The sequence below is a fragment of the Dyella jiangningensis genome, assembly GCF_003264855.1.
GTDB lineage: Bacteria > Pseudomonadota > Gammaproteobacteria > Xanthomonadales > Rhodanobacteraceae > Dyella > Dyella jiangningensis_C.
The window spans coordinates 127340-151000 of record NZ_NFZS01000002.1 but is presented as its reverse complement, the minus strand read 5'-3'; the positions used below and the strand labels follow the sequence as shown (position 1 = coordinate 151000).

18 protein-coding genes are annotated in these 23661 nt (G+C 63.2%); 14 read left to right on the top strand and 4 right to left on the bottom strand.

The window, feature by feature from the left end:
- Nucleotides 1-57: 57 nt before the first annotated feature.
- The 3 genes from ahpF to CA260_RS11375 form a co-directional block, all read right to left on the bottom strand.
- Nucleotides 58-1647, bottom strand: coding sequence for an alkyl hydroperoxide reductase subunit F (ahpF, locus tag CA260_RS11385; protein ID WP_111983221.1), 1590 nt, complete (start codon nucleotides 1645-1647; stop codon nucleotides 58-60).
- 150 nt (nucleotides 1648-1797) lie between these two features.
- Nucleotides 1798-2361, bottom strand: a complete 564-nt coding sequence (ahpC, locus tag CA260_RS11380) for an alkyl hydroperoxide reductase subunit C (protein ID WP_111983220.1) — start codon at nucleotides 2359-2361, stop codon at nucleotides 1798-1800.
- Between the two features lie 260 nt (nucleotides 2362-2621).
- Entirely contained in the window at nucleotides 2622-3623 is a 1002-nt protein-coding gene (locus CA260_RS11375; protein ID WP_238149725.1) for an alkaline phosphatase family protein, read from the bottom strand.
- 814 nt (nucleotides 3624-4437) lie between these two features.
- Between CA260_RS11375 and CA260_RS11365 the strand changes: the two genes are divergently transcribed.
- From CA260_RS11365 to CA260_RS11300, 14 genes are all read left to right on the top strand, one after another.
- Nucleotides 4438-4914 (top strand): low molecular weight protein-tyrosine-phosphatase, encoded by a 477-nt coding sequence (locus CA260_RS11365; protein ID WP_272946567.1) that lies wholly within the window; start codon nucleotides 4438-4440, stop codon nucleotides 4912-4914.
- 37 nt (nucleotides 4915-4951) lie between these two features.
- A complete protein-coding gene (locus CA260_RS11360) occupies nucleotides 4952-7153 on the top strand; it encodes a polysaccharide biosynthesis tyrosine autokinase (protein ID WP_111983217.1) in 2202 nt (733 codons plus the stop codon).
- Between the two features lie 212 nt (nucleotides 7154-7365).
- Nucleotides 7366-8322, top strand: coding sequence for a Gfo/Idh/MocA family protein (locus CA260_RS11355; RefSeq protein WP_111983216.1), 957 nt, complete (start codon nucleotides 7366-7368; stop codon nucleotides 8320-8322).
- A gap of 7 nt (nucleotides 8323-8329) precedes the next feature.
- Nucleotides 8330-8917 carry an acyltransferase gene (locus tag CA260_RS11350; RefSeq protein WP_111983215.1) on the top strand — a complete coding sequence of 196 codons (588 nt, stop codon included), beginning with the start codon at nucleotides 8330-8332 and terminating at the stop codon, nucleotides 8915-8917.
- Entirely contained in the window at nucleotides 8914-10008 is a 1095-nt protein-coding gene (locus tag CA260_RS11345) for a DegT/DnrJ/EryC1/StrS family aminotransferase (RefSeq protein ID WP_111983214.1), read from the top strand. The genes CA260_RS11350 and CA260_RS11345 overlap by 4 nt, the downstream gene beginning before the upstream one ends.
- 18 nt (nucleotides 10009-10026) lie before the next feature.
- Nucleotides 10027-11133 carry a hypothetical protein gene (locus CA260_RS11340; RefSeq protein WP_111983213.1) on the top strand — a complete coding sequence of 369 codons (1107 nt, stop codon included), beginning with the start codon at nucleotides 10027-10029 and terminating at the stop codon, nucleotides 11131-11133.
- On the top strand, nucleotides 11130-12368 hold the full coding sequence (locus CA260_RS11335; protein ID WP_111983212.1) for a glycosyltransferase: 1239 nt from the start codon (nucleotides 11130-11132) through the stop codon (nucleotides 12366-12368). The genes CA260_RS11340 and CA260_RS11335 overlap by 4 nt, the downstream gene beginning before the upstream one ends.
- 83 nt (nucleotides 12369-12451) lie before the next feature.
- The gene (locus CA260_RS11330) at nucleotides 12452-13927 is read left to right on the top strand and encodes a lipopolysaccharide biosynthesis protein (RefSeq protein ID WP_238149723.1); all 1476 of its coding nucleotides are present in this window, start codon (nucleotides 12452-12454) and stop codon (nucleotides 13925-13927) included.
- A gap of 168 nt (nucleotides 13928-14095) precedes the next feature.
- The gene (locus CA260_RS11325) at nucleotides 14096-15331 is read left to right on the top strand and encodes a glycosyl transferase (RefSeq protein WP_238149722.1); all 1236 of its coding nucleotides are present in this window, start codon (nucleotides 14096-14098) and stop codon (nucleotides 15329-15331) included.
- A gap of 71 nt (nucleotides 15332-15402) precedes the next feature.
- Nucleotides 15403-16635 (top strand): hypothetical protein, encoded by a 1233-nt coding sequence (locus CA260_RS11320; protein WP_238149721.1) that lies wholly within the window; start codon nucleotides 15403-15405, stop codon nucleotides 16633-16635.
- Nucleotides 16632-17729, top strand: a complete 1098-nt coding sequence (locus CA260_RS11315; protein ID WP_111983209.1) for a glycosyltransferase family 4 protein — start codon at nucleotides 16632-16634, stop codon at nucleotides 17727-17729. The genes CA260_RS11320 and CA260_RS11315 overlap by 4 nt, the downstream gene beginning before the upstream one ends.
- A complete protein-coding gene (asnB, locus tag CA260_RS11310) occupies nucleotides 17717-19684 on the top strand; it encodes an asparagine synthase (glutamine-hydrolyzing) (protein ID WP_111983208.1) in 1968 nt (655 codons plus the stop codon). Before CA260_RS11315 ends, asnB begins: the two co-directional genes overlap by 13 nt.
- 75 nt (nucleotides 19685-19759) lie before the next feature.
- The gene (locus CA260_RS11305; RefSeq protein WP_111983207.1) at nucleotides 19760-20914 is read left to right on the top strand and encodes a glycosyltransferase family 4 protein; all 1155 of its coding nucleotides are present in this window, start codon (nucleotides 19760-19762) and stop codon (nucleotides 20912-20914) included.
- A 27-nt stretch (nucleotides 20915-20941) separates the two neighbouring features.
- Complete coding sequence (locus CA260_RS11300) at nucleotides 20942-22378, top strand: right-handed parallel beta-helix repeat-containing protein (RefSeq protein WP_111983206.1); 1437 nt, start codon at nucleotides 20942-20944, stop codon at nucleotides 22376-22378.
- A gap of 34 nt (nucleotides 22379-22412) precedes the next feature.
- On the opposite strand, the gene CA260_RS11295 is transcribed toward CA260_RS11300, so the two are convergent.
- Nucleotides 22413-23582, bottom strand: a complete 1170-nt coding sequence (locus CA260_RS11295) for an undecaprenyl/decaprenyl-phosphate alpha-N-acetylglucosaminyl 1-phosphate transferase (protein WP_238149720.1) — start codon at nucleotides 23580-23582, stop codon at nucleotides 22413-22415.
- Nucleotides 23583-23661: the final 79 nt, after the last annotated feature.

Here is a 23661-nt window from a genome sequence, read left to right as displayed (position 1 = left end):
CGGCCCCGCGAGCCGTGAGGGGAGCGGCTGCGCGGGACCGGGCGGTGAAACAGTGGATCAGGCGGCGACGCTTTCCTTCGTCGTCTCGTCCACCGGCAGGCGGATCAGGTAGTCGAAGGCGCTCAGCGAGGCCTTGGAGCCTTCGCCCATCGCGATCACGATCTGCTTGTACGGCACCGTGGTCACGTCGCCTGCAGCGAACACGCCAGGGACCGAGGTCTCGCCACGCGCATCGACTTCGATCTCGCCGCGCGGCGACAACTGCACCGTGCCCTTCAGCCATTCGGTGTTGGGCAGCAGGCCGATCTGCACGAAGATACCTTCGAGCGCCACCTGGCGGCTTTCGCCGCTGCTGCGGTCGGTATAGACCAGCCCGGTGACCTTCTGGCCATCGCCCTGCACCTCGGTGGTCTGCGCGCTGACGATCACGTCCACGTTCGGCAGGCTGCGCAGCTTGCGTTGCAGTACCTCGTCCGCACGCAGCTTGCCGCCGAATTCGAGCAGCGTGACGTGGCCCACGATGCCGGCCAGGTCGATGGCCGCCTCGACGCCGGAGTTGCCGCCGCCGATCACCGCCACGCGCTTGCCCTTGAACAGCGGGCCATCGCAGTGCGGGCAGTAGGTCACGCCCTTGTTGCGGTATTCCTGTTCGCCCGGCACGTTCATGTTTCGCCAGCGGGCACCGGTGGAAAGGATCACCGTCTTCGACTTCAGCGATGCGCCGTTGGCGAGCACGATCTCGTGCAGTCCGCCTTCGGTCGACGCCGGGATTAATTTCTCCGCGCGCTGCAGGTTCATCACGTCCACGTCGTACTCGTGCACGTGCTGCTCCAGCGCAGCGGCCAGCTTGGGGCCTTCGGTGTAGGTCACCGAGATGAAGTTCTCGATCGCCATGGTGTCCAGCACCTGTCCGCCGAAACGCTCGGCGGCCACGCCGGTACGGATGCCCTTGCGTGCAGCGTAGATCGCCGCCGCTGCGCCCGCGGGGCCACCGCCTACCACCAGCACGTCGAACGGTGCCTTGTTCTTCAGCTTCTCGGCAGCACGCTCGCCGGCGTTGGCGTCCAGGCGGCCGGCGATCTGCTCGATCGACATGCGGCCGGTGTCGAACAGCTCGCCGTTGAGGAACACGGTCGGCACGGACATGACCTGGCGCTCGTCCACTTCGTTCTGGAACAGTGCGCCGTCGATCGCGACGTGCTTGATGTTGGGGTTGAGCACGCTCATCAGGTTCAGCGCCTGCACGGTGTCAGGGCAGCTGTGGCAGGAGAGCGACATGAAGGTCTCGAAGCGGAACTCGCCTTCGAGATGGCGGACCTGTTCGATCACTTCCTGCGTGGCCTTGGACGGATGACCGCCGACCTGCAGCAGGGCGAGCACGAGCGAGGTGAATTCGTGGCCCATCGGGATGCCGGCGAAGCGCACGCTCACGTCCGTGCCCACGCGGTTGATTGCGAAGGATGGCTTGCGTGCATCGTTGCCGTCGAAACGGGCCGATACCTGGCTGGAAAGCGAGGCGATGTCTTCGAGCAGGCCTTTCAGTTCCTGCGACTTCTCGCCGTTGTCGAGGGAGGCCACGAGCTCGATCGGGTGGACGACCTTTTCGAGGTAAGCCTGCAACTGGGTCTTCAGATCGGCATCCAACATGGGAACTCCATCGGTTTCTTCGGGGTGAGCGCGTCGAGCGCCCGGTCTGGCCGGACGATGCGCGCGTCTTGAACTTCGGAAAGCGGACCCGGCAGGACGCCGGGTCCGAGGCGGCCCGATGCAGCGGGCCACAGGCAGAACAGCGGTGTCTTAGATCTTGCCGACCAGGTCGAGCGACGGCTTGAGCGTCTTCTCGCCCGGCGTCCACTTGGCCGGGCACACTTCACCCGGATGGGAGGCGACGTACTGCGCGGCCTGCACCTTGCGCAGCAGTTCGGACGCGTCGCGGCCGATGCCGTTGTCGTGGATCTCGCACAGCTTGATCTCGCCTTCCGGGTTGATCACGAACGTGCCACGCAGCGCCAGGCCTTCTTCTTCGATCATCACGTCGAAGTTGCGCGTGATCGCGCCGGTCGGATCGCCGATCATCGGGTACTTGATCTTGTCGATCGTGTCCGACGTGTCGTGCCATGCCTTGTGCGTGAAGTGCGTGTCGGTCGACACCGAGTACACTTCGACGCCCAGCTTCTGGAACTGGTCGTAGTAGTCGGCCAGGTCTTCCAGCTCCGTCGGGCAGACGAAGGTGAAATCGGCGGGGTAGAACACCACCACGGACCACTTGCCCTTCAGGCTGGCATCGGTCACTTCGACAAACTGGCCATTCTTGTAAGCCTGTGCCTTGAACGGTTTGATTTCGGTGTTGATCAACGACATCGTTGTTTTTCCGTTGGTTGTGGTTGGTAGAAGCCTAAGAATAGGGATTTCCTGTCAATTGATCCAATTGATTGTTGGGATGGTATCTATTGACGATGACTATCGAGTGGTCCGCCGCGCGCTGGGTGCATGCGGGCAACCGAGGAAACCTGCCACAGGATACGAAGTAGTGACGTGAAAGGGGTACACAAGGGAGCTGCGACGCATCGCCGTAAGCGGTCGCCTGAGTTCGCCGGTCCTGTGTGTGTGCCGAATTTCGGTCAGGGCGAGCGCGTGAACACGTCCTCTCCGAACGCATGCACCTGGGGTTGCCCCGCATAGCCCAGGTAACCCAGGCCGAACCACGTTTCCATGCTGCGCAAGGTCGCGTAGTGGTTGTACGGCGTGTGGGACACCGTGCCCGGTTTGACGAACGGCGATAGCACCACCGCGCCGATGCGGCCGCCTCCCGGGCCGTACTGGCCCGGTGGTGGTCCACCGTGCAGCGGTTGCTCGTCGCAGCAGGCCGCAGCGTCCGTCCCTTCGTCGAACGTGATGATCAGCACGCCATCCTGCTGGAAAGCCGGAGACGCGGTGATACGCGGTACCCAGCTGCGCAGGAACGCGTCCGCCGATATGGGGCCGCCCTGTTCGCCATTGAGACAGGGTGCATCGTGCCCGTCGTGGCAGAGGTCGGGCGTGATGAACACGAAGTTCGGCGTGGTGCTCGCCTGCTGCAGATCGCCTTGCAGCGCGCCCAGCGAGACGACGTGCTGGTTGCAGTACGTCGTGTCGTCGATGATCGAATGGAAATAGACGAACGGGTTGTGCTTGTCCGCATACCGGTCGGTCAGCGTTTCGCGATAGGTCTGGTCGACGGCGCCGATGCTGGCATGTCCGCAGCGCGGCGATTCACGCCTGGGGTTGTTGCCCATGTCTTCCATGTATCCCTTCCAGCTGAGGCCCGCATCGCGCATCTGGTCGGTGATCGTCTTCACCGACGATGGATAGACGCAACCCTGGCCGGCGAGCTGGCCGTTGGCGTCGAGCTGCCTGGCGCTCGCGTGGAAGTTGACGAAATTAAGGCAGTCTTTTTGCGTCGCGGGGTTCGGCGCCTGTCCGCTGATCAACGCGATGTAGTTGTCCAGGCTGTTGTGGCCGATGCCGTAGTACTGCGTGAGCAACGCGCCCTGCGCGGTGAGTTCATGGCTGAGGTAGGGTGCGCTCGTCTGTGGTCCGAACGCGATGTCGAAAGACTCGTTCTCGAGAACGATAAGGAACACGTGGTGGATGGCGGCCGCTGCAGGGGTCGATCGGTCATCGGCGCGCAGCGACGAGCATAAGGTGGCTGCTGCCACGAAGCCCAGTGTGATGACGCATTGTTTCAGTCTCGTTATCGAATGAATCCACTTCATCCATACGCTCCGCAGTGGGTCGGCGTGCTCGCGGCGAACCTTGAAGGAAGTCTCGCCTCTTCTCGCAGAGAGCACTGCGCGGGTCGGTGTCGCGGGTGCTGGAACGACCGCGCGCGGTGCGAAGGGTATGCGCCTTGGCTGGCGAAATACTTAGCGGGACGAAGCGAACACCAGCTGGGAGAGGCTAGAACAAGCATCGAGCCCCAGGATGACTGCTTCCGCAGCGAGGATGCGCGCCATCGCGCTCGTTCATGTTTCGCTGCTTCCACGCGTCGTGGAGACACCTATTTACCGGGATATACAGCGCATGCTCTTGCGAATGATAGGGCGTGTCCGAGCGTGCTCGGCGATATCTCGCATGGAGGTTTCGTGAAGGGCTGTGAAGATGCATTCAGCCGCCCAAATCATTTCGCTACGGTTCACTGTGAAGTAATAACAGCGTGCCATGATTGCTGAGTACTGAGTGTCTTGCAGCCGTGACTGCAAGTACGTCGACAGCAAGAGCCACGGTTGACCGGCGATCCGCGAAGCGAGGGAGAGCGCGTTGTCGAACCAGGGTATTGGCGCTTCGTAGGCGTGCATTCATCACGGCCGTGTTACTTGGTTTTTGGCAGCTGAAATCGGAAGCGCACTTCGGTGTGTCTTCCGGATCGGACAGGGGGCTGATGAACGTCTGGCGTCGATGTTGACGCCGGTGGGCCTGAATCCGGGAGTATGCCAATACGTGTTTAAGCGGATATTGATCGTCTGCATGGGCAATATCTGTCGCAGTCCGGCAGCCGAATACTTGTTTCGGCAGCGCGTGAACGGACGCGGCATTCAGTTGCACAGTGCTGGGCTGAGCGCAGTCGTCGGCGACCCCATGGACGCGACCGTCATGCGTCTGCTCAGCGAAAGCGGCATAGACGGTTCGCCGCATCGTGCCCATCAGCTCACGCCACCGATGCTCCTCCAGGCCGACCTCGTGCTCGGCATGGAAAAGAGCCATGTCGATGCCATGGTCGAGCTCGCTCCCGCGGCACGAGGCAAGGTTTTCTTGATCGATAAATGGGTGGACGGACGGGACATACCCGATCCGTACCGACAGCATCACACGGTATCCGTGCGCGCCTACGAAATGATCCGGCGTGCCGTCGACAGTTGGGTGGGCTACCTATGAATCCGCGCCTGCCTCATGCCATGGGAAGACCATCGCCATGACTATTATCCAGTACCCCTCCATGCAGCCTGATGGCGAAATCGACCTGAGTGAAGTGGTCGGTACCGTCAAGGATCACAAGTGGAAGATCCTCGGCATCACCTGCTTCTTCATCCTGCTGGCGATCGCCTATTCGCTGGTGGCGACGCCGGTCTACCAGGCGACCGCCATGGTGCAGGTTGAGGCGCAGGTGCAGAACTTGCCGCAGTTGAGCGCGCTCAGCCAGACGCTGGCGGGTGCGAGCCCCGAGGCCACCACCGAAACCAACCTGATCACCTCGCGCATGGTGATCGGCTCCGCGGTGGACAAGCTCAACCTCACGGTGGAAACCTCGCCCCGGCGCTTCCCCGTGATCGGCTCGTTCTACGCCCATCGTTTCGCGAAGAACCATCCCGGCCAGGTCGCCGCGCCGCTGCTGGGCATGAGCGATTACGACTGGGGCGGCTCGAAGCTGGACATCTTCCGCCTGGAAGTGCCCGATGATCTGCTCGACAAGCCGTTGCGCTTCATCGCCGGCGAAGGCGGTCTCTACGTGTTGCAGGACGACGACGGAAACATCCTCGTCATCGGTCGCGTGGGCCAGGAGGCGAAAGCGCATGGCGTGACCATCGAAGTGAAATCGCTGGCGGCCAACCCGGGTACGCGCTTCCGCGTGTTCAAGCGTCGCGAGCTGACGGTGATCAACGCGCTGCAGCGGCAGATCAACGTGACGGAGCAAGGCAAGGAGTCCGGCATTCTCGGGATGACGTACAACAACGCCAGCCCGGTCATGGCCACCAACGTGCTGGAACAGGTCGCCGAGCTGTATGTGCGCCAGAACGTGGAGCGCAATTCCGCCGAGGCGGCCAACAGCCTCAAGTTCGTGCGCGACCAGATCCCGAACGTGCGACGCGAACTGGAGCGCGCCACCGCGGCGCTGAATGAATTCCAGAACAAGTCCCAGTCCGTCGACATCAACATGCAGACGCAGACGCTGCTGAACCAGACCGTCTCGATAGAGACGAACCTGGAACAGCTTCGCTTGCAGCAGGCTGACATGCAGCGTCAATTCACCCCGGCGCATCCGCAGTACCAGGCGTTGATGAAGCAGATCGGTCAGCTCGAGGCGCAGAAGAGCGCGATCGAGAAGAAGGTCGGGGGCCTGCCGGATACGCAGCAGCAGCTGCTGAAGCTCACCCGCGACGTGCAGGTAAGCAACGATACCTACACCAGCCTGTTGAACCAGGCGCAGCAGCTGGACATCGCGCGCGCCGGCACCATCGGCAACGTGCGCATCATCGATCGCGCGGCGGTCGACGTGACCCAGCCGGTGTGGCCGCGGACGACGCTGATCCTGCTCGGCAGTGCCTTGCTGGGCGGCTTCGTCGCGCTGCTCTACGTCTTCATCCGCCAGATGCTCAATCGTGGCATCGAGGACCCGGCCGTCATCGAGAAGATCGGCCTGCCGGTGTACGCGACCATTCCAGTCAGCCCGCGGGAGCGTGCGCTGCAGGGCAAGCGCGCACGACCGGATGGCCGGGAGCACGTGCTGGTCGAGGATTCGCCCAAGGATCTCGCGGCGGAGGCGCTGCGCAGCCTGCGCACGAGCCTGCACTTCGCCCGCCTCGAAGCGAAGAACAACGTGCTGATGATCTCGGGCGCGAGCCCGAACGCCGGCAAGACCTTCGTCTCCGCAAACCTCGCCGCCGTGGTCGCGCAGACTGGCCAGCGCGTGTTGCTGATCGATGGCGACATGCGCATCGGCGTGGTGCACAAGATCCTCGGCGGAAGGGCGGAGATCGGCTTGTCCGAGCTGATCTCCGGCCAGGTGGACATGGCCGGCGCGATACGCCAGGCCGAGTCGCCGAGCACGCTGCATTACATCACCCGAGGAAAGATTCCGCCGAATCCATCGGAGCTGTTGATGAACGCGCGATTCTCGGCGCTGCTGGATCACCTGAAGCCGAAGTACGACCTGATCATCATCGATACGCCGCCCATCCTTGCGGCCACCGATGCGGCCGTGATCGGCCATCACTCCGGAACCGGCCTGATGGTCGCGCGCTTCGGCCTCAGCCAGTCGCGCGAGCTGGCCCTGGCCAAGCAACGCTTCGAGCAGAACGGCGTGTCCATCAAGGGCGCCATCTTCAATGCGGTCGAGAAACGCAGTCGCGGTTACTACGCGTATGCCTACTACTCGGTCGAAAAGGCGGTGTCATGAGCGCCGTCGTCGTGCCGTTGGCGACGAACGAGCACGACGGCCTGCGTGCCGCGCGGGCCGGGCCATCGTAGCGGACGTCGCGAGGCGGCCCGCCTCGCGACGACGGTGCAGGGAGCGCATGACCACTGAAGGAACGTCCGCGACGGATCGACGATTGGCTCGATCCGTCCATGCCACTCAGCCTGGATAGATGCAGGAAGGGAATTTGGCCGATGCCCAATACCAAGAATTTCGCGCTGATCGGTGCCGCGGGCTATATCGCCCCGCGCCACATGCAAGCGATCAAGAGCACTGGCAACAAGCTGCTGGCTGCGTTCGACCCGAACGACTCCGTCGGCATTATCGACTCCCACTTTCCGGAGGCCGACTTCTTCACCGAGTTCGAGCGCTTCGATCGCCACGTCGACATGCGGCGGCGGGCGAAGAACGGCGAGCAGATCGACTATGTATCGATCTGCTCGCCCAACTACCTGCATGACTCGCATATCCGTTTCGCGCTGCGGTCGGGCGCGAACGCGATCTGCGAAAAGCCGCTGGTGCTCAATCCGTGGAACATCGACGGCCTGCTGGAAATCGAGCGGGAGACCGGCAGGAAGACCAACACCATCCTGCAGCTTCGCCTGCATCCTTCGATCATCGCGCTGCGCGAGCGGGTGCGCAGCGAGCGTCGCGACCGCAAGTACGAGGTCGACCTGGCCTACGTGACCTCCCGCGGACACTGGTACCTGCAGAGCTGGAAGGGCGACACCAAGAAGTCGGGTGGCATCGCCACCAACATCGGCGTGCACTTCTTCGACATGCTGCACTACCTGTTCGGCGACCTGCAGAGCAACGTGGTCCACCTTTCCAGCGACACCAAGGCCGCGGGCTATCTCGAATACGAGAAGGCGCGCGTGCGCTGGTTCCTCTCGGTCGACCTCGAAGACGTTCCCGAGGGCGCGCGCGAAGGCGGGCAGCGCACCTATCGCTCGATCACGGTGGACGGCGACGAGATCGAGTTTTCCGGCGGCTTCACCGACCTGCATGACCGCAGCTACGTGGAAATCCTCGCCGGCCGCGGGTTTGGCCTGGAGGAAAACCGCACCGCCATCGAGACGGTGGCAGCCATTCGCACGGGCAAGACGTCTTCCGTCGGGGAAGACGGCCACCCGTTCCTCAGGAAAAAGTGAGCATCGCATGGACCATTACCAACATCCTTCCGCCATCGTCGACGAGGGCGCCGTGATCGGCGAAGGCTCGCGTGTTTGGCATTTCACCCACGTCTGCGGCGGTGCGCGCATCGGCATGGGCGTGTCGCTCGGGCAGAACGTGTTCGTCGGCAACAAGGTGGTCATCGGCGACCATTGCAAGGTGCAGAACAACGTGTCGGTCTACGACAACGTGACGCTGGAAGAGGGCGTCTTCTGCGGCCCCAGCATGGTGTTCACCAATGTCTACAACCCGCGCGCCCTGGTGGAGCGAAAGAGCGAATACCGCGACACGACGGTGCGCCGCGGCGCCACGCTGGGCGCCAACTGCACCATCGTCTGCGGCGTCACCATCGGTGAGTTCGCCTTCATCGGCGCCGGTGCCGTCATCACCGAGGACGTGCCGGCCTATGCGCTGATGGTAGGCGTGCCGGCCAGGCAGATCGGCTGGATGAGTGAATTCGGCGAACGCCTCGACCTTCCACTGGAAGGCGAGGGTGAGGCCGTATGCGCGCACACCGGTACGCGCTACGCGTTGAAAGGCAAGGCGCTACGCCAGTTGGAGCCCGTCACATGATCGATTTCATCGACCTCAAGTCACAACAGGTGCGCATCAAGTCCAGCATCGATGCAGGTATCGCACGCGTGCTGGAGCACGGCCAGTACATTCTCGGGCCCGAAGTGGCGGAGCTGGAAGCCCGGCTGGCCACCTACACGGGCGCCAGTCACTGCATCTCGGTGGCCAATGGCACCGATGCGCTGCAGATCGCGCTGATGGCGTTCGATATCGGCGTGGGCGACGAAGTGATCTCACCCGGCTTCAGCCATATCTCGACGGCAGAGGCGATCGCCGTACTGGGCGCCAAGCCGGTGTATGTCGACATCGACCCGTCCACGTACAACCTGGATCCTGCGCTGCTTGAGGCAGCCATCACCTCGCGCACGAAGGCGATCATCGTGGTGTCGCTGTACGGCCAGTGTGCCGATTTCGACGCCATCAACGCGATCGCCGGCAAGCATGGCATTCCCGTCATCGAGGACGCCGCGCAGAGCTTTGGCGCCACCTACAAGGGCCGCAGGAGCTGCAACCTGAGCACGATCGCCTGCACCAGTTTCTTCCCGAGCAAGCCCTTGGGCTGTTATGGCGACGGTGGCGCGATCTTCACCAGCGATGAAGCGCTGGCCAGATCGCTGCGGCTGATCGCGCGCCACGGGCAGGACAAGCGCTACCACCACATATGCGTGGGCGTGAACAGCCGGCTCGATACGCTGCAGGCCGCCGTGCTGCTGGCCAAGCTCGACGTGTTCGACGATGAAATGCGACTGCGCCAGCAGGTCGCGCAGACCTATCACCGGCTGCTGGGCGACATCGACCAGCTGGGCCTTCCCGTGATCGAAAAGCACAACGTCAGCGCCTGGGCGCAGTACACCGTGCGGGTCGGCGATCGCGAGGCGCTGCGCAAGCGCCTGCACGAAGCGGGCGTGCCCACGGCGGTGCACTATCCGCTGCCGCTGTACCGGCAGCCGGCACTGGCGGACGAAAGCGCGCGCATGCCGATTTGCGATCGCGCCGCGGATGAGGTCATGAGCCTTCCCATGTCGCCTTATCTCGATGAGGGAAGGCAGGAGCAAGTCGCCGCGGCGCTGTCCGCCAGGGTCTTTGCCTGACATGCCGGGAGGATCGGTATGAAGAAGATCATCTTCGGAAAATGCTATGCGTTTTCTGGCGATCCCATGTATCAGGCATGGCTGGCCGAGAGCCTGGCGCTGTATGCGGATGCGGGCGACATGGCTCCGCACGTGGAGATCCACATCGTCTCCGAGATATCGGGCCGGGCGTTGGTGGCCATGAACCCGCGGCTGCACCGCACGTTCGATCACGGCATGCTGACCTCGTTTCCCGCGAGCGACGTCTACTGGGGATGGTCGGCCACGGGCACGCTCGAAGTAGAGGTCACGCTGCGCTCGCGCCGGGGCGTCAAGCGCAACGTGCAGAAGCTGCTTTCGGTGGAATACGCCAGCGACCTGGAGTCGTTCGAGCAGATCCTGCACGAATTCGTGCTGGTGCCGTCGACGTATTTCTTCAGCGACATGGTGCCCATCCACGCCGCCTGCCTGACGGTGAACGGCGAGGCCTGCCTGTTGGCAGGCACCGGTGGCGTGGGCAAGTCGGCGGCCATGCTCGCGCTCAGGCAGCACGAGGGCGTGGGTTTCGTCAGCGACGACATCTCGTTGATGTCCTATGGCTCGTCGCTGGTGTACGCCAACATGGCCTGGCCGAAGATCTACGGTTACAACTGCACCGACCCTGCGCTGAAGGGCGAGTTGCTCGCTGGGCGCGGATGGGTCGACCGCACGCATTTCAACGTCAAGACCTGGATCAACGTCGCCAGCACGCGACGCAAGCTTCGTCCCGATCGGGTCTATCGCAAGGTCGAATCGGCGCCCGTCCATCTATCCCGGCTGTATTACCTGGTGAGGGAAGACGTCGCCGAGTTCCAGGTTGCTCGCCTCGATGCTTCCGTCGCCGCGGAGATGACGATCGCCGTCATCAGTGCGGAGTACAGCATTTTCCACGACCAGCTCTATTGGGAGCAGTACAACGCGCTGGCCACCTCGCGCACCGCGATGCTCACCATGGACCAGGTCGTCACCAACTGGCGCCGCCTGCTGTCCGAGTGCCTCGCGACGGTGGCGTGTTTCAAGACCAGCGTCCCCTTGAACATGGACCATGTCGCGTATCGAGACCGCATGATCGATACGCTCATGGCCGGAGCGGCTGAGCACGCATGAGGATAGTCATACTCACCAACGCGTTTCCCTATCACCCGGGCGAGCAGTTCCTCGAAGACGAGATCGGCTACTGGGCCCGGCAGCCCGACGCCATCGCCACGGTGCTGCCTGCCGTCGCCGAGGGGTCGCCCAGGCCTTTGCCTCCCGGCGTGTCGATGGACCTGAGCATGGTCAAGCCAGGCACGCTGCGTCGCCTGCCTTACATCGCGCGGGCGGTGTTCTCGAAGCTGTTCCGCAACGAGCTGTCCTACCTGCGGCAGTCCGGCAAGCTGTGCCGTCGGACCGTGGTCCGCGCGCTGCTGCACGTGTCCAAGGTCATGCAGCAGACCAGCGCGCTCGTCAGCTATGCGCGACGCAACGGCGTCATCGACGTGGCGTACAGCTACTGGAACGACACGCAGGCATACGCCGCCATCCTCGCCAGGGAGAAGGGCGCGGTCCGCCGGGTGGTGACGCGTGCGCACGGCATCGATCTGTACCAGGAACGGCGCATGCTGGAGTACATGCCGCTCAAGCGCCAGTTCATCGGCTCGTTCGATCGCATCTTCGCGTTGTCGACCGAAGCGCAAGGCTACCTGCGGCAGACCTACGCCGCTCCGCCGGAGAAGATCACCATCATCCCGCTCGGCGTGCCGCTGGTCCCCGGCCTGTCACAGCCGAGTCCGGATGGAAGCCTGCATATCGTCTCCGTGTCGTTCTGTCTTCCCGTGAAACGGATGGATCGCATCATCGAGGGCCTGCGACTGTTCGCAAGCAAGTACAGTGAGTTCCACGTGCGCTGGACGCACATCGGCGCGGGCCCGCTGCTCGACGAGATGAGGGCGCTGGCACAGGCAAGGCTGGGCGATCTCGCGAACATGGAATTCACGTTCGCGGGCGAGCTGCCCAATGACGCGGTGAAGAAGTACTACCTGAACATGCCGGTGGACATCTTCATGAACACCAGCGAATCGGAAGCCATCCCGGTGTCGATCATGGAGGCGATGAGCACCGGCGTGATCGCGATCGCTCCCAACGTGGGTGGCGTGTCCAATCTCGTGTCTGCCGAGTGCGGCGTGCTGCTCAGCAAGAATCCCACGTACAAGGAGATCGCCGATGCAATTACCGTGCTTGCGTTCGACCATTCGCGAAATGAGCTTCGCGTGAATGCGCGAAAAGCCGTGGAAGATCGCTTCGATGCGGCAAAGAATTATCCGTCGTTCATCCACGATGTGTTGTCTATCGGTGCTTCCTGAGACGCGTTGCAGGGAATGCTTGGTCAAGCCCGTGTAAGAAGGCAAGGGCATCATGTGCGAGAAAGATCAGGCACGAACATTCGTTGAAACTGGAAGGCCGGCTTGTGAATTTACGAACGATAGCGGCATTTGCTTTTGGCCCGATCGCCACCGCGGGGTTGGGTCTGGTGACGGTTCCGGCGATTACCTGGATATTCGCGCCGGCGGATGTTGGACGTCTAAACGTTGTTCAGATCGCAGTGTCGTTCGGGGTACTACTATTCAATCTCGGCCTGGATCGAGCCTACGTTCGCGAATACCACGAATGGCACGACCGCGGCGCGTTGCTGAAAGCCTGCTTTTCCCCGGGTTTCCTGCTGCTGCTGTTGGCCATGGTGTTCACCATTCCATTCAGCGATCGACTGTCCATGCTGTTGTTCGGCCTGGACGAGGTCGCTTATTACTGGATGCTGGTTGCCTGTGTCGTAGTGAGTTTCATATCGAGGTTCCTTTCACTGATCTTGCGAATGCAGGACCGCGGCATGGCCTTTTCGATGAGCCAGATCCTCCCGAAGATCGCTTTCCTGATGGTCGTCGGCATGATGGCGCTGCCACAGTTCTCGCGGTCGTTCTGGCAGCTCGAGTTGGCCTATCTCGTTTCCCTGCTGTCCGTACTGTTCGCTTTCAGCTGGAACACGCGTCGCGACTGGCGACCGGCGTTTGGTGCCTCACTATCCAACGACCAGGTACGCGGCTTGCTGAGCTATGGCGTGCCGCTGATTTTCGCCGGCGTGGCCTATTGGGGCCTGGATGCCACCAGTACGCTCACATTGCGTTCGCTCTCCACCTTGACCGAGCTCGCCTTCTATTCGGTATCGATGAGCTTTGCGGGCGTGGGCATCGTTTTTCAGACGATTTTCACCGTGCTCTGGGCGCCCATGGTCTACAAGTGGGTCGCTCATGGTGCAGACATGAAGCGTGTGGATCATGTGGCTCATCAGGCGCTGGCCGTGGTCTGCGCCATCTGGGTCCTGAGCGGAACGTTCTCATGGTTGATCGATTTCGTCCTGCCCGCGAACTACCGGCAGGTGAAGTACCTCATGCTGTGCAGCATCGGTCAGCCGTTGCTCTACACGCTGTCCGAGGTGACCTGCGTGGGCATCGGCATCACCCGTCGATCGATGCTCTCGCTGTGGTCCACGCTGGTCGCGCTGGTGGTCAACGTGCTGGGCAGCATATGGCTGGTACCCAAGCATGGAGCGGCAGGCGCCGTGGTCGCCAATGCGGTCGCGTTCCTGGTGTTCTTCATCGCGAGGACGGAAGCATCGGCCTACGTGTGGCGACCCATTCCGCGCCTCAAGCTCTACATATCGGTGATCGTCGCGGTCGCGTTGTCCATCGTCACGCTGGCCTTCGATGAGGAAACGCCGGCGGTCGTCAGCCTGATCTGGCTGGCGATGGTGCCGGTGGTGTTCTGGAGCTTCCGCTCGGAGTGGTCCGGCATGTACCGAGCACTGCGATCCGCCATTCGGCCCAACTGGACAGAGGAGACAAGACGAGAACGTGACGCTCTTCCTTAGCCATCGCGACGGCTCGGCATTTGTCCCGTGCGTGCGGGACGGGTGATCCAGCCAGCGGCGCGATGTCGGGTGACCTCATCCAGCTAACCAATCAGGGGGCAACGCTGCGGACCGAGCGAGGGTCAGGCGATGCCAAAAATCAATTTGTTTGTATTTGCGGCGCATCATTTGTCCAGCAATGTTGCCGCCGAACGCTTCAAGGGTCTGCTGAAATACCTGGACCCGGCCAAATACCGGATCTTCATCTTCGCCCGGCAGGCCTCGTCCGCGGCGCCGTTGAAGATGGAGTCCCAGCACGCCGGCATGCGGGTCATTGCCTTGCCGGGGCAGTGCGTAGGCAGCGAGTCGTCTGTGCCGGCTTCGCTGCTGACCATGGCGAGCGCCTTCGTGCGACCGCTGCCGTTCCTGGTGCCGCGCGGCTTCGCTGGGCGGACCTGGTTGATGCAGGCGTTGACCGAGGCGGATCGCCTGTGCGCTGAGCGTGTGGCGGCGGGCGAGTCCTGCGTCGCCATCGGTACGTACTCTCCCATCGATTCCCTGATCGCGGCGGCGAGCCTCGCGAGCCGGTACGGCATCGGCTGCATGCAGGATTTCCGCGACGGCCTGGTGTTCGAAGCGCTGGGCAAGCCCGGCTGGCTACGCAACCTCGTGCGCACGCAGATCGAAAGACGGGTCGTGGACATCAGTGGCCTGGTCACGTCGGTGAGTGGCCCGCTGGTGGAAGACTTCCAGCGCCGATATCCGGACAAGACCGTCAAGGTGCTGCCCAATGGCTACGATCCCGCCGACTTCGAGCGACTGGCAGGTGACGCCGATGGTGTCGGTCGGGCCACGGCGATCATGGCCGAGCACGTTCCGCCGGGCGCCACGCTGATCGGCCACTTCGGGCGCATCGGTGCCAGCGACAGTTCGGCGTCGGTGACGCTCGAACATTTCATCGACACATTGAACCAGTGCAGCGACATCACGACAGGCAAGCAGGTGATGTTCGTGGGCGAATTGACGCCTTCGGAGCGCGCTTCAATCGAACGCGCGAGGTTTCCCGTCTGCGTGGTGCCGCCCGTGGAACGCACCGTCGCGCTCCAGCTGATGAAACGTTGCAGCAAGCTGTTGTTGCTCACCGGTTCGCGGGTCAGCTGCGCCACCGGCAAGCTGTTCGATTACCTGGCCACCGGCGTGGACGTCGTCTGCGTCACGCAGGTGCGCAACGCCGCCACCGTCATCCTCGCCGAAACCGGCGCCGGCCGCACGCTGCTGACCGGCGGTGGCCAGACGAACGCGGCGACGCTTCGCGACGCCTTGTTCGGCCCGGGCGATGGCGCGCGGCACGACATCAGCGCTTACAGCAGGGTCGTCCAGGCGGGCCTGCTCGATAACTGGATATCTCGCATGGTGACGGCATGAACTCCGTGAATGATCCAGCACCGATCGTCCCTCCGGTGCCAACACGACTTCCCGAGACAGACGCGCCGAGGTTGACGGTACGCCACCTGTTTATCGGCGTGGCCTTCCTGTTGTTGTTGCTTACGGTGGTGGTGCCCAACTCGCTGCCGGTCCCGACAGCGGCCGTGATGGGCCTGGCTTTCCTGCTGGCTGTGCCGGGCATGCGGTTTACGCTTGGCTTCAAGAACTTGCTGGCGCTGTACGCCTGTTCGGCCATGGTGACGGTGATCTACCTCGTCGTGGGCGGCATGCACGGTGCGCCGTTCATCGGTCTGCTTCAGGTGGCGGCGGTTTATATCGTCACGCCATTTCTCTGGATCATCATTGCCGATGGCTTGCGTCGCGCGATCGGTGTCGAGCGGATCATCGACTGGTTCATCGTGTTGAGCCTGTTCTGCGCGCTCAGTGTCGCGCTGTTCTTCTACCTGTACCTGACGCGTGGCGCTGCCGCCGTGGAGTTCTTCTTCCAGGGCGCCAACCTCAACCTCAACGAGGGTTTTGCCGGCGCCACGATGCATGTGTACGGGTCGATGATCTTCCTGTGCGGTGGATTCTTCAGTTCGCCCGAGCTGATCAAGCGGCGCACCCTGCGCTTCGCCCTGCTGGCCATGCTGCTGATCGCGGCCATCACCTCGGGTCGCTCGGCCCTGATCCTGTCCATCCCGATGGGCGCATGCATGGGCTGGATGCTGGGCTCGCGCACCAACGAACATCGGGGCAAGCCGGCCATCGTGCGCTTCATGCAGTACGGCGTGCCATCGCTGGTGGCGCTCATCGTGACGCTGTACGTGCTTGAGGCGTACACGCAAGTGCGCGTCTCGGCCGTGCTCAATATCGTCTTCAACAAGCTCGCGGCCGGTGGTGGCGTCGAGCGAACGGAGATGTCCCGCTCGCTGTATGCCGCGATCCTCGACAACGGTGGCCTCGGCTCGGGGCAGGGCGTGGGTGTGAACTACGTCAGCGACCCGATTCACCCGTGGCGATATGAAGTGGTCTGGATCGCGAGCATTTTCCGCGTTGGCCTGCTGGGTGCCTTCATCTACGCATTGCCCTTCCTCATCTACGTCCTTGGGGTGGCCAAGCTTGCGTTCGACCGCCGCCTGCCGGCGCATCACAAGTTTTTGTTCTCCGGTTTCGTCTGTGCGTTTCTCGCCACGAATACCAATCCCTACATCGAGGCGTTTTCGCTGCAGTGGATGTACGTGTTCCCGTTGGTGATGTGGTACGTCGAGCATTCGCTGGCGCTGGTCAGGGTGAGGCGATGAGGCGTATCCGGGTGTTGTTGTTTTCCAAGTATTCGAGGAGGGGGGCGAGTTCGCGACTGCGCAGCCTGCAGTACCTGCCCCTGCTGCGCGGCTACGGTATCGACGTGGAGGTCCATCCGCTTTTTTCGGATGAGTACCTCGACGCCATCTTCCACGGCAACGGCCGGTCCGCCATGGCGAATGCATGGCGGCGCGGCGTGCACCGGTTCAAGGAGCTACTGCGCAGCGGCGAGCACGATGTCGCGTGGATCGAGGGCGAGCTCTTTCCCTATCTGCCATCGATGGTCGAATCGCTGCTGGCACGCTCGGTCAAGCCGTACGTGGTCGATTACGACGACGCGCTGTTCCATCGATACGATCTCTCGTCCAATCGACTGATCCGTGGCCTGCTCGGGCGAAAGATCGATCGCGTCATGCGCGACGCCGCCTGCGTGGTCGCCGGCAACAGCTACCTCGCGGAGCGCGCGGCGCGGGCGGGCGCTCCGCGCATCGAGGTCATCCCCACGGTGGTGGACGAGCGCCGCTACCGGCCGGTGGATCACCAGGAGGATCGGCGGCCGGTCATCGGCTGGATCGGATCGCCACTCACCGAGAACTACCTGCTCGACCAGCGTGATGTGCTCGAGAAGGTCTGCGTCGAGCACGATGCACGCCTTCTGCTGGTGGGAGCGAAGGCAAGCGTCGTCGATCGCTTCCACGGGTTCGACCCCGAGGTCCTGCCATGGACCGAGGAAAGCGAGGCGGACGCGATCGCGCGCATGGATATCGGCATCATGCCGCTGCGCGATGGCCCGTGGGAACGCGGCAAGTGCGGTTACAAACTCATCCAATACATGGCGTGCGGCCTGCCCGTGGTGGCGTCGCGCGTCGGTGCCAACATCGACATCGTGCGCCACGGGGAAAGCGGTTTCCTCGCGACGGACCGCGCGAGCTGGGAGAGCAGCCTGGTGCAATTGATCGAGGATCGTGCCATGCGTCTACGCATGGGGCAGGCCGGACGCGTGGCGGTCGAAGAGACCTATTGCCTGCACACGCAGGCGCCGCGGCTCGCGGAGGTATTGCACAGCGTGGGGCAGAACCGATGTGCGGCATAACGGGGTTCTGGCAATTGCGCTCGGGCGAGCGGTCGGCGCTGCTCGAACGGGCGAGCGAGATGTCGCGCCAGCTGAATCACCGCGGGCCGGACGATGGCGGCCTGTGGTGCGACGAGAACGTCGGCGTCGCGCTTGCGCATCGACGGCTTTCCATCCTCGATCTGTCCGCTGCGGGACACCAGCCGATGCCGTCCGCCTGTGGACGCTACGTGGTCGTGTTCAACGGCGAGATCTACAACCATCTCGAATTGCGCGAGCGCCTCGCCAGGCAGGGCGCCGCGCCCTCCTGGCGCGGTCACTCGGATACCGAGACCCTGCTGGCGTGTATCGTCGCGTGGGGCATCGAACAAACCCTGGTGGCCTGCGTGGGCATGTTCGCCTTCGCCATCTGGGATCGCCATGAACGCGCACTCACCCTCGCTCGGGATCGCATGGGCGAGAAGCCGCTCTACTACGCCTGGATGGACTCGACGTTCCTGTTCGGCTCGGAATTGAAGGCGTTGAAGGCCCATCCGTCGTTCCGGACCGAAGTGGACCGCGATGCGCTTGCGCTTCTGCTTGCCTACGATTGCATACCGGCGCCGCATTCGATCTATCGCCAAGTGTTCAAGCTCCCGCCCGGGCACTTCGTGTGCATCTGCGCCGAAGCGCCCGGTGAAGCGCAGCCCGTGCCGTACTGGAGCTGCAACGACATCGTGAGCGCCGGCTTGCGTGATCCGCTGGAATGCAGCGACGAGGAAGCGATCGATGCGTTGGAGAAACAGCTCGGCGCGAGTGTCGGTGGCCAGTTGATATCGGATGTGCCGCTTGGCGCCTTCCTGAGCGGCGGCATCGACAGCAGCACCGTGGCGGCGCTGATGCAGGCTTCCAGTCGCACCCGCGTGCGGACGTTCACGATCGGCTTCGACGAGAGCGATTACGACGAGGCCGTGCACGCCAAGGCCGTGGCCCGCCACCTGGGCACCGAGCACACGGAGCTGTACGTGCGACCGGAGGACACGCTGGCCGTCATTCCGAAGCTTCCTTCGGTCTATTGCGAGCCCTTCGGCGATTGCTCACAGATACCGACCTTCCTCATCAGCGAGCTGACCCGGCGCGAAGTGACCGTGGCGCTCAGTGGCGACGGCGGCGACGAGCTGTTCGGCGGTTACAACCGCTATCTCGCGGCGCGCACGACCTGGGAGCGCATGCAGCGCATGCCGCATGTGGTGCGCCGGACCATGGCCGCGACACTGCAGGCGCTGACGCCGGGCGGATGGGATGCGATGTTCAACCTGGCCAGCCCCGTGCTGCCCAAGCGCTGGCAGCTGGCCAACCCCGGCGACAAGGCGCACAAGCTCGCCGAAGTGCTCACGGCGTCGGACGGCCGTGCGTTCTTCCTCAACCTGGTCAGTCATTGGCGCGATCCGTCCGCCATCGTGATCGGCGCGAACCAGGCCGAGACGTCATTCACCGACACGCGTTCCTGGCCGAAGGCCGACGACCTCGCGCAGTGGATGATGGCAATGGATGCGCAGAACTACCTGCCTGACGACATCCTGGTGAAGGTCGACCGCGCGGCAATGGCCAACAGCCTGGAGACGCGCGCGCCGATGCTCGATCACCGCGTGGTGGAGCTGGCGTGGCGCATTCCACTGCACCAGAAGATCCGGCAGGGGCAGGGCAAATGGCTGGTGCGCCAGTTGCTCTATCGCTATGTGCCGAAGGAATTGATCGAGCGTCCGAAGATGGGTTTCGGCATTCCCCTGGGCAGCTGGTTGCGCGGCCCGCTGCGCGAATGGGCCGAAGCGTTGCTGAGCGAAAGCCGGCTGCGCCGCGAAGGCTACCTGCAGCCTGGGCCGGTTCGACAGCGCTGGGAAGAACACCTGAGCGGCCGTCGCAACTGGCAGCAATCGCTGTGGACGATCTTGATGTTTCAGGCGTGGTTGCAGGAGACGGAAGGGACTTTGTCGTGACGGCCACCTTACAGAACCGCCCGGTGTTTGCCCGTGGGAGGGCAGGGCCTCGAAGGGCATGCGCGAGGTGCACGAATGAAGGTCATACTTTTCGCCAATACCGATTGGTATCTCTATAACTTCAGGCGATCGCTGGCGCTGGCGCTGAGCCATGCCGGTTGCGACGTGCTGTTGATCTCGCCGCCGGGGCCCTACGGCGAGAAGCTCCGCAACCTCGGGTTGCGCTGGGAACCGTTGCCGATGGAACGGCGCAGCCTCAATCCCATGCGGGAAGTGGCGCTGCTGTGGTACCTCGTGCGCCTGATACGCCGCGAGCGGCCGATGCTGGTGCACGGCTTCACCATCAAGTGCGCGGTGTATGGATCGCTCGCGGCGCGCCTGGCCGGCGTGCCGGTACGCGTGAATGCAGTCGCCGGCATGGGCTATGTCTTTACCAGCGAACAACTCAAGGCGCGGCTGCTGCGCCCGGTGGTGCGCGGACTGATGCGATTGGCGCTGGGCGGCGAGCAGGCGCGTCTCATCCTGCAGAACTCGGACGACGTGGAGCTGTTTACGCGTGCCGGTCTGGTCGATCCGGAACATATCCGCCTGATCCGCGGATCGGGCGTGGATTGCGCGCGCTTCGCCGACGTGCCGCGCGCCGCGCCGGACGACGGCAGCCTGCGCGTATTGCTGGCGAGTCGCTTGCTATGGGACAAGGGCATCGAGGAGTTCATCGATGCGCTGCGCCAGTTGCGCGACCAGGGCCGACCCATCGATGCGCTGCTTGCCGGCATGCCGGATCCTGGCAACCCCGCGGCGGTGCCGGAGTCGACCATACAAGCCTGGGTCAAAGAAGGCCTGATCACCTGGCTCGGTCATGTCGACGACATGAACCGGCTGCTCGGGAGCGTGCACGTGGTCGTGCTGCCCAGTTATCGCGAAGGGCTGCCGCGGACTTTGGTGGAAGCGGCGGCGTGTGGACTTCCGCTGATCACCACGGACGTGCCGGGCTGCCGCGAGGTCGTGCGCGACGGTGTCGACGGGCTGCTGGTGCCGGTGAAGGACAGCGATGCGCTGGCCGCCGCCATCCGGCGCCTGCAGGACCAGCCGGACTTCGCACGCGAGCTCGGACAGGCGGCGCGTCGCAAGGCGCACGCAGAGTTCGACGAGGGCATCGTCATACGTCGCACCATGGAAGTGTATGCAGAGCTTTGCCAACCCGTGGGCGCAGCGCTGCTTCGCCATTGATGCTCTTCCATTGCCGGAGATAAAACCATGTCAACCGCATCGCAAGCGGTCAATGTCCTGAACTTTCTTCCCGAAAAAGAGCGTGCGGCCATCCGGGCCGGCGTGAGCACCTACGATTGCACGATGGGAATCCAGGCGGCGATCGACAGTTCCAGCAAGGTGTTCATTCCCTCGGGCACGTACCTGGTCAAGCAGATCGACCTGAAATCCGGGCTCGAGCTTTATGGCGAGGGCAGCGCGAGCCAGCTCAAGGCCTACGACAATTCGCTGCAATGCGAATTCATGATGGTGACGCATATACGCGATGGCGGCACGAAGTCGGTCGCCGACAACATGCGCAATGTCCACCTGCACGATTTCCTGCTGAACGGTCGCGTGGACGAGTTCGGCTACATGCAGTACTTCTACCTGCTGGCCGTCAACGCCACGTCGGACATGCTGGTGGAGCGCGTCACGTTCCATGGCTTCCGCGGCGACGGCATGTACGTCGGATCGGGGACACTGCACGACACGGAGCGGCACAACCAGCGCATCGTCGTGCGCGATTGCCTGTTCGACGGACTGGTCAAAGCCAACCGCAACGGGCTTTCCATCATCGACTGCGACACGCTGACCGTCGACGGCTGCACCTTCCAGAACATCGGCAATGCGAAGCTGTCCTCGTCGGTGGGCGCGATCGACTTCGAGCCCGACCACAACTGGGGCATCTATCGCAACATCATCATCAGGCGGTGCAAGTTCATCGACATCAACTCGGTGAACACCGCCGGCATCACCTTCTTCAACGGCCACCAGACGGGCGACAACATCCATGGGTGGACCGTATCCGATTGCGAGTTCGTCAACTGCTACTGGGGCATCTACGGCGCCACCAAGCCCAAGACCAAGGCCGATCCGACGGACGACCTGACCATCGTCAACTGCAACTTCGTCAACTCGATCCGCTACGACGTCTTCATCGGCGGCCTCAGCAACACGCAGATCAGCGGTTGCACGTTCCAGCGCTCTCCGCCGGGCTCCGGTCCCGGTGGCGATGCCGTGCGACTCGGTACGTACGTGTGGAAGGCGAGCGACAATGCCGTGCGCGCCGTCGTGACCGGCAATACCTTCATCGGCATTCGTCCGCAGATGGGCGCCGTCGGGATCTATGGTGCGAACGACGTCGTGTGTGCCGGCAATACCTTCATCGACATCCGCGGAAGCTGCTTGAGCTTTGCCATGGACGACACCTCGGACAAGGCGAGGAAGATCCAGAACGTGGTCATCTCGGGCAATGTTGCGCGGCGTGCGCCGCAGGCCAGCGGCGTGTCCCGCGGCGTGATGTCGTTCCTTAGCACCAGCAACGAGATGCGTACCGTCAAGGCCACGCTGTCGCTGGGCGAGTCCTACGAGTACAACAACAGCGTCGAAGACGGCATCACGAAGATCGCGGCCGGCTCAGCCATCCAATTTCTTGGAAGCTGAGCGCCTGTTCCGCCGGACGAGCCGCCACGGTAGGTTACCGTGGCGGCTCGCGTAACGCCGAGCGAAAAGAGTTGCCCTCGATACTCGGCTTGAGCCCGGAGCCGAGTCCGGGACGTCCAAGCCTGGACGACGGTTCGATGGTTCCCGCGCTGCTGACCAGCCCTACACCCACCGAGGCGGGAGTGGCGACCGCATGGCCGCGCGCAGTCCACGGTGTCGTCGCCTGGGCGTGCTCGCGGGCGGCTTCCTGGCGCGCCCACACGCGCGTGGTGGTCCAGATGTAAGCCACCAGGGTCAGGCAGAAGATCATCAGGTTGACGCCTGCGGAGGCGATGCCATGGCTGATCGCCACGCCGATGAAGGCGAAACTGCCGGCGAGTCCGATGAGTGCAAGCAGTGTCTTGCGGGGCCCGAACCCGCAGCCGAGCATGATGTGGTGGATGTGCCCGCGATCCGGCTTGAACGGCGATTTGCCCTGGCGCATGCGACGCACCATCACGGCGAGTGTGTCGAAGACGGGCAGGGCCACGCACCACAACACGTTGACCGGCGACATGTGCGCTTCGGGCAGCTGGGTCATGCGGATCAGCACCCAGGCCAGCAGGTAGCCGATCAAGGTGCTTCCTGCATCGCCGAGGAAGATCTTGCGGCCGACCAGGCCGAGGTTGGCGAGGAGGTAGGGCAGCGATGCCGTAGCCAGCAAGGCGAGCAGGACAACGGTCTCGTGAAGCGGGCCCATGCCGACGAACAGCGTGATGGCCGCGATGCTCACCATCTCCAGGCAGCCTGCCAGGCCATCGATGCCGTCCATCATGTTGAACGCGTTCACCAGTCCGATGACGGCGACCACCGTGAACGGATAGCCGAGCCAGCCCAGTTCGATCTCATAGCCGAAGATGGTACCCAGTGTGTGGATGTACACGCCGGTCGTCGCTATCACCGTGAGGATCGCCACCGTCTGGATCACCAGGCGTTCCCTCACGCTGAGGTCAAAGCGATCGTCCAGCGCGCCAAGCAGCGTCAGCAGCATGGTGGTGTCGATCAATACCTTGATGAACCAATGGAAGTGTCCGTAACACGCCGCGCCGGCGGTTACTCCCATGAAGATCGCCAGGCCGCCTATCAAAGGCACCTTGCCGACATGCTGCTTGCGTTGCGTTGGATGGTCGATGAGACCAAGCACCAGCGCGTACCGGCGCAGCATGTAGATCGCTGTCGCTGATGTGATTGCGCCCATCAAACAGGCGAAAACCACGTGAGAATCTTGCATAGCACGTTACCCG

Excerpts from the sequence above, each read along its gene's own strand:
- ahpF (WP_111983221.1), bottom strand. The coding sequence starts at position 1,647 with ATGTTGGATGCCGATCTGAAGACCCAGTTGCAGGCTTACCTCGAAAAG.
- ahpC (WP_111983220.1), bottom strand. The coding sequence starts at position 2,361 with ATGTCGTTGATCAACACCGAAATCAAACCGTTCAAGGCACAGGCTTAC.
- CA260_RS11365 (WP_272946567.1), top strand. The coding sequence starts at position 4,438 with ATGTTGACGCCGGTGGGCCTGAATCCGGGAGTATGCCAATACGTGTTT.
- CA260_RS11360 (WP_111983217.1), top strand. The coding sequence starts at position 4,952 with ATGACTATTATCCAGTACCCCTCCATGCAGCCTGATGGCGAAATCGAC.
- CA260_RS11355 (WP_111983216.1), top strand. The coding sequence starts at position 7,366 with ATGCCCAATACCAAGAATTTCGCGCTGATCGGTGCCGCGGGCTATATC.
- CA260_RS11350 (WP_111983215.1), top strand. The coding sequence starts at position 8,330 with ATGGACCATTACCAACATCCTTCCGCCATCGTCGACGAGGGCGCCGTG.
- CA260_RS11345 (WP_111983214.1), top strand. The coding sequence starts at position 8,914 with ATGATCGATTTCATCGACCTCAAGTCACAACAGGTGCGCATCAAGTCC.
- CA260_RS11340 (WP_111983213.1), top strand. The coding sequence starts at position 10,027 with ATGAAGAAGATCATCTTCGGAAAATGCTATGCGTTTTCTGGCGATCCC.
- CA260_RS11335 (WP_111983212.1), top strand. The coding sequence starts at position 11,130 with ATGAGGATAGTCATACTCACCAACGCGTTTCCCTATCACCCGGGCGAG.
- CA260_RS11315 (WP_111983209.1), top strand. The coding sequence starts at position 16,632 with ATGAGGCGTATCCGGGTGTTGTTGTTTTCCAAGTATTCGAGGAGGGGG.
- asnB (WP_111983208.1), top strand. The coding sequence starts at position 17,717 with ATGTGCGGCATAACGGGGTTCTGGCAATTGCGCTCGGGCGAGCGGTCG.
- CA260_RS11305 (WP_111983207.1), top strand. The coding sequence starts at position 19,760 with ATGAAGGTCATACTTTTCGCCAATACCGATTGGTATCTCTATAACTTC.
- CA260_RS11300 (WP_111983206.1), top strand. The coding sequence starts at position 20,942 with ATGTCAACCGCATCGCAAGCGGTCAATGTCCTGAACTTTCTTCCCGAA.
- CA260_RS11295 (WP_238149720.1), bottom strand. The coding sequence starts at position 23,582 with ATGCTGCGCCGGTACGCGCTGGTGCTTGGTCTCATCGACCATCCAACG.